We start from the raw sequence: 13,335 nt of genomic DNA, 5'->3' as shown, positions 1-13,335 counted from the left end.
CCGCCGTAGGACACGCCCCACAGGGCGATCGCCGCTCCGGCGGTCGCCGCTACGGTTCCGAACCAGGCCAGGGTCGCGATGGCGATGGTGATGCCGGCGGCCAGTAGCAGCACGGTCCGGTGGGGCCGTCGCCCCGCGGCGGCCCCGGCGGCGAAGTTGCCGATCAGCCCGAAGACCCCGTAGACCAGCAACAACAGTGCGATCCCGTTCGCCGACATCCGGGGAAGTTCTTCGAGGGCGGGGCGGACATAGGTGTAGGCGGCGAAGTGCGCGGACACCAGCAGCGCCACCACGACCATCCCGGTGACGACCGCTGGACGGGCCAGGGGGCGGCGTCGGCCCGGGTCGTCCCCGTCACCGCTCGTCCGTGGTCGACGAAGCTTGGGCAACGCGAACAGCAGCGCAGCGGCCAGGACCAGCGCGATCGCGGTGAGGGCGCCGAAGGCGGCCCGCCACCCGAAGGCGTTGCCCACGAAGGTCCCCAGGGGTACACCGAACACGGAGGCCATGGCCACTCCGCTCACGGCGAGGGACACCGCCAAGGCGATGTTGCGGGGTTCGACCAGCCGGGTCGCCACCGCCGAGGCCAGACCCCAAACGGTGCCCATGCCGATGCCCAGGACGATCCGAGAGAGGACCAGCGCCCCGAAACCGTCGGAGATCGTGGTCAGCCCGTTGCCGATGGCCAGCACCACCATCGCCACGGCCAGGACCATCCGCCGATCCAGGTCCCCCAACAGCCGTGGCACCACGGGGGCCGTGACCGCTGAGACCAGACCGGTGATCGTCAGGCTGGAACCCACCGCCCCCGATGAGATGTCCAGACCATCGGCCATCGGCGTGAGCACGCCGACCGGCAACATCTCGGAGGTCACCACCAGGAACGTCGCCAGGGTCAACACGCCCACGGCGACCCACCGGGGCAGGGAGGTGCGCCGACCACGAGCCGCGTCGGTCGAAGAGAAGGAGGAAGGCATGTCCACCAGTCCATCGCCATGAGAGCCCCGGAACAACGCCGATTTCCTCATCCATCGATCAGTCCTGCTCATCGATGCCCTGATAGTTTGGGCCGCGTGAGCAACAGACCCCCCACGATGCACCAGGCCGACCTCCAGCAGATCGAGTGCCTGATCACCCTGGCCGAGGAACTGCACTTCGGGCGCACCGCCGAACGCCTGGGCTATTCGCAGTCGAGGGTCAGCCAGCTCATCGCCGCCCTGGAGTCCCGGATCGGGGCACGGCTGGTCGCCCGCACCAGTCGCCGGGTCGCCCTGACCCGGGCCGGCGCCCGGTTCGTCGAAGAGGTCCGCCCCGCCTACCGTGGCCTGTTGCGCACCTTCGACCGTGCTCGAGGACGAGCGATGCGCGGGGCCGTCGAAGAACTGCGCATCGGATTCACCGGTATGGTCTACGAAGAGATCACGGCCACCTTCCGCGCTCTCCACTACCGACACGGGGTGGCCGTGCACACCCACGACCTTCCACTCGGCTCACCCTTCACCGCGGTGCTCGAAGGCGACGTGGACGCGGTGATCGCCGAACTGCCGGTTCACGATCCGGAACTGACCGTCGGTTTCCGTTTCCCGGCCCAGGACCAGTTCGTCGTCCTCGGCGCCGAGCATCCCCTTGCCGATCGGGACGCCATCGACCAGGAGGACCTCGCCGGACTCGACCTGCTGCACCGCACCGGCGACGCACCCGACTATTGGATGGCCGCCCGCACCCCACCGGTCACGCCCTCCGGCGCGCCGATCCCGTCCACCACCGGCATCACCACCGTCCAACAGGGCATGGCGCTGGTCGCCTCGGGCCATCACGCCCTGCTCGCCTGCCGACCACTGATCGAACACCACGCCCGCACGGACCTGCGCTACCTGCCCGTCCGCGGCCTCGAAGCCACCAGCCGGCTCGGGTTCGTCCGGCGCACCGACCACACCACCCCGGCTCTGCTCGCCCTGGCCGAACTGCTCGAACAGTCGAGTCGATCGAAGCCGGCCCCCTCTCGACGGTCGGCGTTCCGAGTCCTCGGTTAGGCGCCGCGACGGTCCGAACCCGGCCGAGGTTCGTTGCGGAGTTCACCAGGGCAGGACGTCGGGGACCGGGTCGGCCCCCAGAACATGCTGATCGCAGAACCCGAGCACCGCCTCGTTCCACACCCGGATGTTGGACGGGGTGAGCACCCAGTGGTTCTCGCCGGTCATCTGCAGGAACCGGTGCGGCAGCGTTTCCGGCGGTCCGTCCCAGCCCGAGACCAGATCCCACCACATCCGTAGCGCCTCGCCGATCGGCACCCGGTAGTCCCGGTCCCCGTGGGAGATCAACACCGGGGTGCTCACACGCGCCACGCCGTTGTGCGGGGAGTTGGCCCGGTACCACTCGGGGTCGTCGTCCTCGTGGCCGTGCACACGCATCTTCTTGGCCGCCGCGTCGGTGGTGCGGTGCTGCTGCTCCAGTGCCCAGGGGCCGGCGTGGGTGACGATGGCCGAGAAGCGATCGGTGTGCCCGGCGATCCAGTTGGCCATGAAGCCACCGAAGGACGCGCCCAGCAGCGCGGTGCGGGAGGCGTCCAGTTCCGGGCGCTCCAGCACCTGGTCCAGCAGCGCCTCACATTCGCCGTAGACCACGTCCGGCCGCCGGGGCCAACCACGGTTCAGCCCGGCGTTCCCGTAACCGGTGGACATGGCGGGGTCCGGCATCAGCACGGCGTAGCCGCGGGCGACGGACAACCACGGGCACCACCGCCAGCTCCACGCGTTGAAGGAGGTGTGGGGTCCGCCGTGGATCCACAGCATCACCGGTGCCGGAGTGGCCGAGGAAGCGCTTTCCGGCAGGCACAGCCACGCACCGACGCGCACACCCTCGGCCTCGGTCCACACCCGTTCCAGACGTCCGGGAAGCGCTTCCACCGCTCCGGGTGCCGGGAGTTCGCTCGTTTCGCCCTCCGGTGTCAACCGCACGGGGCGCGGAGGCGTGGTGATGTCGGAACGCAGCGCGTACACGGAGCCGTCCGACGCCGGGGCCAGGGAGGAGAACACCGCTCCGTCCGCCAGGGTCCGCACTCGTGCGGTGCGCGGGTCGACGGTGAGCACCGCGCCGGAGGAGTGCAGGTCACCGGCGATCAGCAGGGTTCCGTCGGGCCGCCACGCGTATTCGCGGATCGTGAGGTCGCCGACGTCGACGCCCACCGGGGTTCCGCCCGAGAGCGGGTGGATCCACAGGGAGCCGTAACCGGTGTCGGTGGGGGTGGAGATCGTCCACCGTGTCACCGCGCAGTGGGAGCCGTCGGGAGAGAGCAGCGGCGAGCCGTACTCCTGGTCGTCGTCGGCCGCCAACAGGGTGGTCCGCTTGTGGGTCGCGGTGTCGATCACGGCGATGCCGGTGCGGGTCTGCCCGCCCCGGACCCGTTCGGTCCAGGTCGTCACGACGGTCCGGCCGTCCGCGGAGAGGTCGGCCGACCCGGCGTTCAGCGCCACGGTGTCGGCGTCTTCGGTCAGGTCGGTGAGTTCACCGTCCGGGGAGACGAGCACCAGGCGCGCGCTGAGGTGGCCGAGCGCGTGATCCCAGTGGCGGACCGGCATTCCGGTGTGCCAGATGGTGGACCGCCCGGCGTCCTTGCGCGCACCTCGCAGGCGGGCGTCATCGTCCAGGTCGGCCCCGACCGTCACACTCGTCGTCGCCAGGATCGAACCGTCGTCGGCGACGCCGGCGATCTTCAGGCCGCCGGCCGTTCGGGCGACCGGGCTCGCCTCGCCGTGCTCGGGCAGGCGCCAGATCGCCGTGGCGTCCCCGCCCGGTCCACCTTCGGGGTCCGGACGCCGGGAGGTGAACAGCAACGAACCGTCGGGGACCAATCGTGGCGTGCTCTCTCCCCGCTCGGAGAAGGTGAGTCGGCGGGCCGGGGCCCGCCCCGCCGGGTCGAGCTCCCACAGGGCCGAGGCGAACCGCGAACCGGACTCGTCGGGCTCGGAGACGGCGGCGACCACCCGACCTCGGGGTCCGACCGTCACGGCGGAGATTCGGGGGATCCGGACGAAGGCTTCGATGTCGGTGAAGTCTGAGAACACCGCCTCACGCTATCGCGGGCGCCCGTCTCGGCGACCGTCGGGGCTTTGAGTACGCGCGCTCACGCGGATCGGGCCCCGGTTCGCCCACTATGGGGCATGAACGAGACCTCGACGCCCACCCCTCGCCACCCCTGGTCGGTGCCGGTTCTACAGACGGTCGCGCTGATGGTGGGATCGGCGATCTCCGCTTGTCGGAGGCCGACTACGCCATCGATCCGCTCACCCTCCCCACCTGGGCCGAGACCCTCCTCGGGGTGGGCACTCCGCTGATCACCGTGGCGATGGCGATCCTGCTGGTGCGCGCGGTGGCCGGCGGTCGGCCCGCGCGGCGGCGACCGTCTCCGGATAGGCCTGGAGGACGTGGTCATCGGCCTCCCGGTCAACGGGGTGGTCGTCCTTGCCTCGCTGCCGGTGGTTCCAGATCCGAGCGGAGTGGGCCTTGGTGGTGTCGATCCGGGGAAGCCCGGTCATGAAGTCGCCTTGTCACGGGGGGAGGAATAACCTCGCATCCCTTCGTTTCCGCACACGCAGGACAAGTACGAATCGCCTGCCCCATAAGACGATGTCCGCTTTCGCGATCGGTGGACGGGAACGCGGGCGAAGGAATTTTTCGGCCATGACCTGCTCGGACGAAACCAACCGACATCCGGGATGAATTCACGGCCGGTGATCGGGTAACCGCCTCGTGGGGTCTCGCAACCCCGCTCTGCGAGAAAGGACCCGAATGACGTTCTCCCGAACCCTCAAGCGGCTCGCCTCCACGGCCGCGGCCGCCCTGTTCCTGAGCGTGCTCGCCCCCGCGGGCGCCTCGGCCGACGACGTGTCCGTGGCCGACCTGAACCTGCGCACGCCCTTCGACTGCGGACAGGTCTGGAACGCCAACACCCGCACCAACCACAACCCGCTGCTGTCCGTCGACTTCCAGCGCTCGGACGCCCAAGGCAAGAACGTGCTCTCCAGCGCCCCGGGCACCGTGACCACGGTCGCCGACCTGGGCGACGAGAGCTACGGCCGCTACATCATCGTCGACCACGGCAGCGGCATCACGACCCTGTACGCCCACCTGCAGACCCAGTCGGTGGCGGTCGGCGACAGCGTCTCCACCGGCACGGCGATCGGCACCGTCGGCAGCACCGGCGGCTCCACCGGGCCGCACCTGCACTACGAACAGCGCGTCAACGGCGCGGTCGTGGAGGTCGTGCTCAACGGCGTGGAGATCTATTACTACGGCAACACCTCGATCACCAGCAGCACCGGCTGCTGAGGCTCGCGAACCGCCCCGCCTCCTTCCCGGGAGCGGGGCGGTTCGTGTTCAGGCGGTCGCGGCCAGGGCCAGGACCGCGCGGGCCTGATCGAGCATCGCCCGGTCCAGGAAGGTGCCGTCGGCCAGGGCGATGGCCCCCACACCCGCGAGTTCGGCGTCGGTGACCTTGCGAACGACCTCGCGGGCCCGGTCGACCTCACCCGCACTCGGCAGGAACGCCTCGCGGATGACGGGCAGTTGGGCCGGGTGGATCGCGGTACGCCCGCAAAAGCCCAGGTCGCGCCCGGCCGCACAGGAGGACGCCAGTCCTTCGAGGTCGCGCACGTGCGGATACGCCGACATGACCGGGGGCGGTAGCGCGGCGGCGCGGGCCGCGACCACCACGCGACCGCGAGCCCAGGTCAGACCGGTGTCGGTGGACACGCGCAGGTCCGAGCGCAGGTCCGCCTCGCCGAGCGCGATCGAGGCCACGGTGGGTGCGGCCTCGGCCAGGTCGAAGGCGTGTTCCACCCCCAGCGCCGACTCGATCAGCAGGTGCAGGTCCCGCCCGGGCAGCCGCGCGGCCAGCGCGCTCACCTGGTCGGCGGTCTCCACCTTGGGCACCCGCACGCCCACGTGCGCGGGAAGTTCGGCCAGGGCGGCCACGTCGCCGGTGTGCCAGGGGGTGTCGGGGTGGTTGAGGCGCACCTGCACCGGCCTGTCCACCCGGGACAGCAGCCGGACGGCCTCGGCCCGCGCACCCTCCTTGCGGGCCGGGGCCACGGCGTCCTCCAGGTCGACCAGAACGACGTCGGCGTCCCCGGCCAGGGCTTTGGCCACCCGGTCCGGGCGGTCGGCGGGCGTGTACAGCAGGGTGAGCGGCGGGCGCTCGTGGTGGGTGCGGCTCACACCTGACCCTCCTCGCGCAGTTCGGCGATGCGTTCCTCGGAGAAGCCGAGTTCGGCCAGGACCTCGTCGGTGTCGGCGCCGTGCGGTCGTCCGGTGAACCCGATGACGCCGTCGTGCTCGGAGAGCCGGAAGAGCGGCCCCTGCATCAGGGTCGACCCCAGGTCGGGGTCCTCGATCCGGTGGACCGTGCCCAGCGCCCGGAACTGGGGATCGTCGACGATGTCGCCGCCGTCGTAGACCGGGGCGACGGCCGCCTCGGCCCGTTCGAAGGCGGCGACGACCTCCTCGCGGGTGTGCCTCTCGATCCACGAACCCACGGCCTCGTCGAGTTCGTCGGCGTGGCGGGCGCGCTGGGCCCCGGTGGCGAACCACGGTTCGTCGATCAGTTCGGGGCGTCCCACCAGGCGCATCACCCGTTCGGCGATCGACTGGGCGGAGGTGGAGACGGCCACCCAGCGCCCGTCACGGGTGCGGTAGGTGTTGCGCGGGGCGTTGTTGACCGACCGGTTCCCGGTGCGCGGCTGGACCGTACCGAGCCGGTCCCAGCGGGTGATCTGCGGGCCCAGCATGGCCAGGATGGGTTCGATGATGGCGGTGTCGACCACCTGGCCACGGCCGGTGCGTTCGCGGGCCGACAGGGCCACCATCACCGCGTAGGCGGTGGCCAGGGAGGCGATGCCGTCGGCCAGCCCGAAGGGCGGCAGGGTGGGCGGCCCGTCGGGTTCACCCGTCATGGCGGCGAACCCGCTCATGGCCTCGGCGAGGGTGCCGAAGCCGGGGCGGGTGCGGTAGGGGCCGACCTGTCCGAAGCCGCTCACCCGGGCCAGTACCAGACGGGGGTTGCGCGCGGACAGCTCCGCATGGCCCAGGTTCCAGCGTTCGAGGGTGCCGGGACGGAAGTTCTCGATCACCACGTCGGCCCGCTCGGCCAGGGCGAGGAACACCTCGCGCCCGCCGGGGCCGGACAGGTCCGCGGTGACGGTCCGCTTGTTGCGGCCCAGGGTCTTCCACCACAGGTTGACGCCGTCGGCGGCGGCCCCGTGGGTGCGCGCCGGGTCGGGTCTGGTGGGGTGTTCGACCTTGGTGACGTGCGCCCCCATGTCGCCCAGGTGCTGGGCGGCCATGGGTCCGGCGAAGAGCGTCGAGGCGTCGACGACGCGCAGCCCTGCCAGGGCCCCACGGTCGGAATCGCGGGAGACGGTCACGCGGGTTCCCCCTCCCCCCTCGGCAGGTCCCAGGCACAGCGGAAGCCGACCGTGGCCGAACGCGCCTGTCCCAACCCCGGCAACAGGAGCTTGACGCTGTGGTCGGGCGCCCGGCGGCCGCCTTCGACGTACCAGTCGGATCCGTGGGCGTGGTGGTCGCTGCCGCCCTTGAGCATGACGAAGCGGGTGCGTCCGTCGCTGTGTTCGCTCTCGGTCCAGTTCCACACCGCGGGCTCGCCTCGACGCAGACCGCCCTGTTCACCGGCGAGCTGCCACTCGTCCTCGGTGGGCAGGCGTCCGCCCCGCCAGGCGCAGTAGGCGCGGGCGTCGTCGAGGTCGACGAAGGTCACCGGCTCATCGCGCGCGCTCGGATCGGGTCGGCCGTCGCTCCAGTGGTCGAGGAAGCGGTGCGCCGTGTCCGGGGTGTGGCCGGTGGCGGCGAGGAACTCGGCGAACTCGGCGTTGGTGACCTCGGTGGCGGCCACCGCGACGGGCTCGGTGAGCTCACCGTCGCGTTGGAGGGTGCGGGCGTCGTGCAGACGCGGGGGAAGCGGTTTCCACTCGTCGACGTAGGGCGCGCCCTGGTACATGCCGGTCTCGCGTCCCCGGTGGCGCACGGTCAGCACGTAGGGGCCGGCCGGGACGACGACCGCGTCCTCTTCCGGGCCCGGACCGGTGTGCGCGAACCGCGGCGCAGCGGAGGCGATCCGGTGGGACAAACGGTGCGGAAAGCGCGCGTCCGGATTGTGCGGCCGTCGGGAAAGCTCTTCCAACAGCCCGGGAAGCCACTCGGGCACGGCCGTTCCCGGAGCCACGTGCAACAGCGCGGCCACGCCGTGGGCGGGCACGAGCGTGTGCCCATCGGTGGGGAGCCGGCCACCACCGGTGAGGTCGAAGTGGACCCCCTCCTCCCCGCCGGATTCGGGAAGCACCGGGCCGTCGTGATCGGTTCCGGAGACGTTGGCCAGGGTCCACAGGGTGAGGCCCTCGTGCTCCCAGCGGGAGGCATACACCCCGGCCGAGTCGGCGTCGGGGTGCAGTTCCGTGAGCGGGGTCCACTCCCCCTCCAGCAACAGCTCGCCCGCCGCGCGCTGGACGGCGACCATGCGGGCGAGGGTGGCGGCGTCGCGCGCCGACCAGCCCACCCACACACCGAAGACCACTTCCCAGACCATGAGGCCGACGCCGTTGAGCCAGGCCGACCGCAGTTCCTCGGTGTGGTCGCGGTGCCAGCGCCGCACGTGGTGCTGCATGTGGCGGCGCTCGTACCAGTGCGCGCGCAGCACACCGGGCACGGGAGAGTCGGCGAAGAACTGCGCCCAGGACGCGGAGTGGTCCTGGATCCGCTCCACCGGAAGTTTCGACTCCCCTTCCAGCACCACCCCGGGTCTGGCCTCCTCCAGCCGGTCCACCAGTTCGGGTTCGGCCTTCTTGAGGGTGTCGAGGAAGACCCCGTCGGCCTTCAGGTCGGCCACGAGCGCGGCGAGCTCGGTGACGTCGTCGGCGCCGCGTCTGGTGCCCACGTCCCAGGGGTTGTAGTCGACGAACACGCGCACCCCCGCGGCGTGCAGGGTGTCGATCAACCCGCCGGGTCCGGACAGTCCCGGAACCTGACGGTAGTGGTCCCACTGGTTGCGATCGTCCAGACCGATCACCGGGTAGGCGTGCCAGAGCACGAGGGCGTCCAGACCGCCCAAGCGCGCCCGGGCGTCGGCCAGGAACCGTTCGGGGGTGAAGCGATGTTCGGCGAAGGAGTAGAGCAGCTCGTCCCAGAGCCACACCTGGGCGACCGTGTGGCAGCGGGCCGCCCAGGCCGCCTCGGGGCGCGTGTAGGCGGAGTCGTCGTAGTGGTGCCGCGCGCGGGCGTCCTCGCGCCAGGCGTGCAGCCGTGCCCGCCAGGCGGGACGGTCGGCGGCCCTGTCTGGGGCGGCGAAGATCTTGGCGTCGTCGAGCCCGGAGAGGTGTTCGGAGGTGGGGGCCGGCTCCAGCGGTACCTCGGTGGGCCGGTCGATCGGGCGTGGGACCAGGGGGTCGAAGGTGTAGGTCATGGGGTCCTCGGGGAGTTCGGGTCGGGCTCGACGAGGGCGAGGGTGCGGGTGACGAGGTCCTCGATGCGGCGTTCACCGCCGGGCAGCGAGGTGGCGATGCGTCCGTCCAGGGGGGTTGTCCACTGTGCGCCGATCCCGTCGAAGCCCCGCAGCGCGCCCACCACGCCGCCGACCGTGGCCGCGGCCGAGTCGGTGTCCCAACCGGCGGTGACCGCGATCGAGACGCTCGGGGTGAAATCGCCCTCGCCCCGGGTCAGGGCGTAGGCGATGGTGGCCGCGTTGTTGAGCACGTGCACCCAGTGCAGGTGGCCGTAGGCGGCGTGCAGCCGGTCCAGGCCGGAACGGACGTCGCCGCGCGCGGCCGCGTCCCGGCCCAGGTCGATGGCCTCGACGATGCGGCTTTGCGGGGGCAGGGCCGTGTGCGCGGCGTCCAGGACCTCCTCGACCGTGTCGTGGGTCAGGGCGCACGCGGCCAGGGCCGCCGCCCACATGGCGCCGTACACGCCCTCGCGGGTGTGGCTGAGTCGGGCGTCGGTCCAGGCCAGACGGGCCGCGGCGCGCACGTCGCCGGGGTTGGTCCACCCGTACAGGTCCGTGCGGATGAGCGCGCCGATCCACTCTCGGAAGGGGTTGTGCCGGGTCGCGGTCTCCGGAACGGGACGGGCGTCCAGGAGGTTGCGGTAGGCCACGCGTTCGGCGGTGAACACGCGGCCGGCGGGCATGAGGTCGAGCCAGAGCGCGGCCACGTCGTCGGTGGTGAAGGCCCGCCCGTGCCGTTCCATCAGGGTGAGGGCGAGCATCGGGTGGTCGAGGTCGTCGTCCTCGGGCATGCCGTCGATGTTCTCCTCCAACGACGTGCCCGCGCTGCGCCGGTTCCACGGCCGGCGCGCGGCGACGTCGTCGGGCAGGCCGACGGCGGTGAAATAGCGGTCCAAGGGCCAGCGGCCGGTGGCGCGCAGGATCTCCTCGATGCCCTGTCGGGGGATCTTCTCCACCGGTTTGCCGAGCAGGCACCCGGCGGCGCGTCCGGCCCAGGCCCCGTGCACGCGCTCGCGCAGGTCGTGCGGGAGCGCCGGTCGGGTCGGGGCGGCGGGCAGCGCGGTCTCGACCTCCGCCCAGTGGCCGGGTTGTTCGGGCCGGGGCAGGGCGTCGAGTTCGTCGAGGAGGTCGCGGGCCAGTGCCCGCAGCCGGGGGCCGGCCGCCGTGGGCGCGGCCCCGCCCACGGCCGGGACCGGGTCACCCCCGGCGGCCGTCCAGGTCCGGCGAACACCGCTGACGTCGCGCCCCTCGGCCTCGGACTGGACGAGTTCGTGGGCGAGCAGGTCCTCCGGTTGTGCCCAGGTGAGCCTCATGCGGGCACACCCCCCGTTTCGAGGGTGTCCAGCACCCGTAGCCGGGCACGGGCGCGTTCACGGTCGGCCCGCAGGATGTCGGCGGCGGCCTCGCCCATGAGGCGTCCGGTCGCACGGATGTCCATCCGGCTGGCCTCCTCCACGGGGTCGAGCCACTCGCTCGGAACGACCGACGCACCGCCGAGCCCGGCGCAGATCGCCCCCGCCATGACCGCGATCGAGTCGGCGTCGCGCCCGTAGTTGACCGCGGCGAGCACCGACCCACGGTAGTCGCCCCGGTGTCCCAGGAGCAGACCCAGCGCGGCGGGCAGTTCCTCGATGGCCTTGGTCCGCGAGGGGCGGCGCGCGTCCATGGACATGTTCCGGTATTGGGGCCCCACCGAGTCGAAGGGCGCGACCGTCTCCCGGACGAGCCGGGCCAGGGCGCGCTCTCCCTCGTCGTCGGTGGGCGGGCCATCGAACCCGCCCAGGGCCTCGACCACCGCTTCCAGGGCGGCCCTGGTCCCATCGTGGGAGACCTCCGACGCCGTGGCGACGACGTCGTCCAGGGCCGCGCCCGGCGCGACGGCCGAGGCGACCATCGCGGCGAAGACCCCGGCCGCTTCACGGCCGTAGCTGGCCTGGTGCGCGCCGGTGAGATCGATCGCCTCGGCGTAGGCCGCGCGGGGATCACCCGCGTTGGCCAATCCGACCGGGGGCACGTACATGGCCGCCCCGCAGTTGACGACGTTGCCGACCCCCGCCTCACGGGGGTCGACGTGCCCGTAGTGCAGCCGGGCCACGATCCACTTCTCGGCGAGGAAGACCCTCTGCAGCAGCAGGGCCGTCGACTCCAGTTCGGGGATCCAGCGCGGCTCGCCGATCATCAGCGGCACGAGGTCCTGTGCCATGGCGTAGGCGTCCAGGTGCTCGCGACGCTTGGCGTACACCTCGACCAGTGCCCGGGTCATGAGGGTGTCGTCGGTGATGTGTCCGTCACCCTTGTGGTAGGGCGCGATCGGACGGGCGTCGCGCCAGTTCTCATGCCACGGTCCGACGATCCCGGTGACCCTGCCACCGTGCCGTTCCTCGATCTGTTCGGGGGTCCATCCCTCGGTGGCGCCGCCAAGAGCGTCGCCCACCGCGGCGCCGGTGATGACGGCCACCGCCCTGTCCTGCAACCAGTCCACGGGTCACTTCCCTTCGTCAGTGGACGCCGTGCGCGTCCTGGGGGCCGCTACTGAGTGATCTCGTCCCAGCCCGCCCGAAGCTCCGCCTCGAGTTCGTCGGCGTCGATCTCCTGGGCGAGGAAACGCTGGTAGGCCGGGGTGGCGACGGTGTCCTTCCACTGCGGGTAGGCGTCCACGAACAGGAACGGCGAGGACTCCAGGTGGTTGCCGGATTCGAGGATGGTCTCCCAGCCGGACTCGTCGGCCAAAGAGGTGCCCATGATCTCCCGGGCGGACTCGGTCGCCGGGATGAGGGCGTCGGCCTCGTTGAGCTCGGCGAGGTTCTCGGTGGAGGTGAAGTACTCCAGGAACTCGACGGACTCCTCCACGTGCTCGGAGTCGACGTTGACCGAGAGGGTCTGTGGGTTGGCCGCCTGCCAGGGTCCGGCCGGGCCTTCCAGTGGGGGCAGCACGATCCAGTCCAGGTCGTCGGGCGCGTCGGCCTGGATGTTGGCGGCCTGGAACGAGCCTTGGACGGTCATGGCGACGTCCTCGGCGTAGAAGGAGGCGAGCACGTCGGAACCGGACTGGGTCAGGCTGACCGGCTGGATGGACTTGTCGTCGTGGGCCATCTCCCCGACCAGTTCGGGCAGGGCGGTCTCGCCCTCCTCCATGACCAGACCCGCGTCGGAACCCGTGCCGTCGAAGAACGTGCCACCGAAGGCCGGTGCCATGGACATGAAGGCGGCCGTGGGGCTGGACAGGCCCCACCCGAGTCCGTACCGGTCGCCCGAGGTGGTGGCCTCGGCGATCTCGCGCAGTTCGTCCCAGGTCATGGTCTCGTCCTCGGGGATCGACACCCCGGCGTCCTCCAGCAGACCACGGTTGGCGAAGACCACGTAGGACTGCAGTTCGGTCGGGTAGGCCACGATCTGTCCGTCGACGGTCACCGAGTCCATGACGCCGGAGGGGATGTCCACGCGCATGGCGTCCGACATCAGGTCCGACAGGTCGGCGAGGTATCCGTCGACCGCGAAGGGGGCGATGCCGGCGGCCTCGTAGTGGATGATGTCCGGCGCGGCGCCGCCGTTGAACTGGGTGATGAGCTTGTCGTAGACGCCGTCCCAGCCGGCGGGGACGATCTCGACCTGGATGTCGGGGTGTTCCTGGTTCCAGGACTCGACGATCTGTTCGGTGGCCTCGATGGCGGCGGGCTGGTCGGAGAGCGACTGGAATTCCAGTGTGACCTCACCGCCGTCTCCACCGTCACCGCCTCCGCAGGCGGTGATGAGCAACAACGTGGCGGGGATGGCCGCCACGGAGGCGACTCGGGTGTTCATTGAGGGGGGTTCCTTTCCTCAAGGGG

10 protein-coding genes and 1 pseudogene are annotated in these 13,335 nt (G+C 71.4%); 2 read left to right on the top strand and 9 right to left on the bottom strand.

The window, feature by feature from the left end; translation table 11 throughout:
• Positions 1 to 977 (bottom strand): MFS transporter (locus tag K8V84_RS15255; protein WP_304075360.1); only part of this gene is annotated, 977 nt, incomplete at its 3' end.
• Between the two features lie 96 nt (positions 978 to 1,073).
• Between K8V84_RS15255 and K8V84_RS15250 the strand changes: the two genes are divergently transcribed.
• Entirely contained in the window at positions 1,074 to 2,033 is a 960-nt protein-coding gene (locus K8V84_RS15250) for a LysR family transcriptional regulator (RefSeq protein WP_304075357.1), read from the top strand.
• A gap of 42 nt (positions 2,034 to 2,075) precedes the next feature.
• Here K8V84_RS15250 and K8V84_RS15245 read toward each other — a convergent pair whose 3' ends face one another.
• Together K8V84_RS15245 and K8V84_RS15240 are read right to left on the bottom strand one after the other, a co-directional pair.
• The gene (locus K8V84_RS15245; protein WP_304075355.1) at positions 2,076 to 4,064 is read right to left on the bottom strand and encodes a prolyl oligopeptidase family serine peptidase; all 1,989 of its coding nucleotides are present in this window, start codon (positions 4,062 to 4,064) and stop codon (positions 2,076 to 2,078) included.
• A 312-nt stretch (positions 4,065 to 4,376) separates the two neighbouring features.
• Positions 4,377 to 4,535, bottom strand: a pseudogene (locus K8V84_RS15240) (SAM-dependent methyltransferase); the annotation flags it as partial.
• A 253-nt stretch (positions 4,536 to 4,788) separates the two neighbouring features.
• Here K8V84_RS15240 and K8V84_RS15235 point away from each other — a divergent pair.
• Positions 4,789 to 5,328 (top strand): M23 family metallopeptidase, encoded by a 540-nt coding sequence (locus tag K8V84_RS15235; protein ID WP_304075353.1) that lies wholly within the window; start codon positions 4,789 to 4,791, stop codon positions 5,326 to 5,328.
• Between the two features lie 48 nt (positions 5,329 to 5,376).
• On the opposite strand, the gene K8V84_RS15230 is transcribed toward K8V84_RS15235, so the two are convergent.
• From K8V84_RS15230 to K8V84_RS15205, 6 genes are read right to left on the bottom strand one after another with little or no spacing between them, the layout of a single operon-like run.
• On the bottom strand, positions 5,377 to 6,216 hold the full coding sequence (locus K8V84_RS15230; RefSeq protein ID WP_304075351.1) for a CoA ester lyase: 840 nt from the start codon (positions 6,214 to 6,216) through the stop codon (positions 5,377 to 5,379).
• Positions 6,213 to 7,421 (bottom strand): CoA transferase, encoded by a 1,209-nt coding sequence (locus K8V84_RS15225; protein ID WP_304075349.1) that lies wholly within the window; start codon positions 7,419 to 7,421, stop codon positions 6,213 to 6,215. Before K8V84_RS15225 ends, K8V84_RS15230 begins: the two co-directional genes overlap by 4 nt.
• The gene (locus tag K8V84_RS15220; protein ID WP_304075345.1) at positions 7,418 to 9,469 is read right to left on the bottom strand and encodes an SUMF1/EgtB/PvdO family nonheme iron enzyme; all 2,052 of its coding nucleotides are present in this window, start codon (positions 9,467 to 9,469) and stop codon (positions 7,418 to 7,420) included. The genes K8V84_RS15225 and K8V84_RS15220 overlap by 4 nt, the downstream gene beginning before the upstream one ends.
• Positions 9,466 to 10,821 (bottom strand): ADP-ribosylglycohydrolase family protein, encoded by a 1,356-nt coding sequence (locus tag K8V84_RS15215; protein WP_304075342.1) that lies wholly within the window; start codon positions 10,819 to 10,821, stop codon positions 9,466 to 9,468. The genes K8V84_RS15220 and K8V84_RS15215 overlap by 4 nt, the downstream gene beginning before the upstream one ends.
• Entirely contained in the window at positions 10,818 to 11,990 is a 1,173-nt protein-coding gene (locus K8V84_RS15210) for an ADP-ribosylglycohydrolase family protein (protein WP_304075339.1), read from the bottom strand. Before K8V84_RS15210 ends, K8V84_RS15215 begins: the two co-directional genes overlap by 4 nt.
• A gap of 47 nt (positions 11,991 to 12,037) precedes the next feature.
• On the bottom strand, positions 12,038 to 13,309 hold the full coding sequence (locus K8V84_RS15205) for a sugar ABC transporter substrate-binding protein (RefSeq protein ID WP_304075336.1): 1,272 nt from the start codon (positions 13,307 to 13,309) through the stop codon (positions 12,038 to 12,040).
• Positions 13,310 to 13,335 lie beyond the last annotated feature (26 nt).

It is taken from the genome of Nocardiopsis listeri, assembly GCF_020741345.1.
GTDB classification, from domain to species: Bacteria; Actinomycetota; Actinomycetes; order Streptosporangiales; family Streptosporangiaceae; genus Nocardiopsis; species Nocardiopsis listeri_A.
Note: the sequence above shows the minus strand (reverse complement) of the source record. Positions and strands in the feature narration are given on the sequence as shown.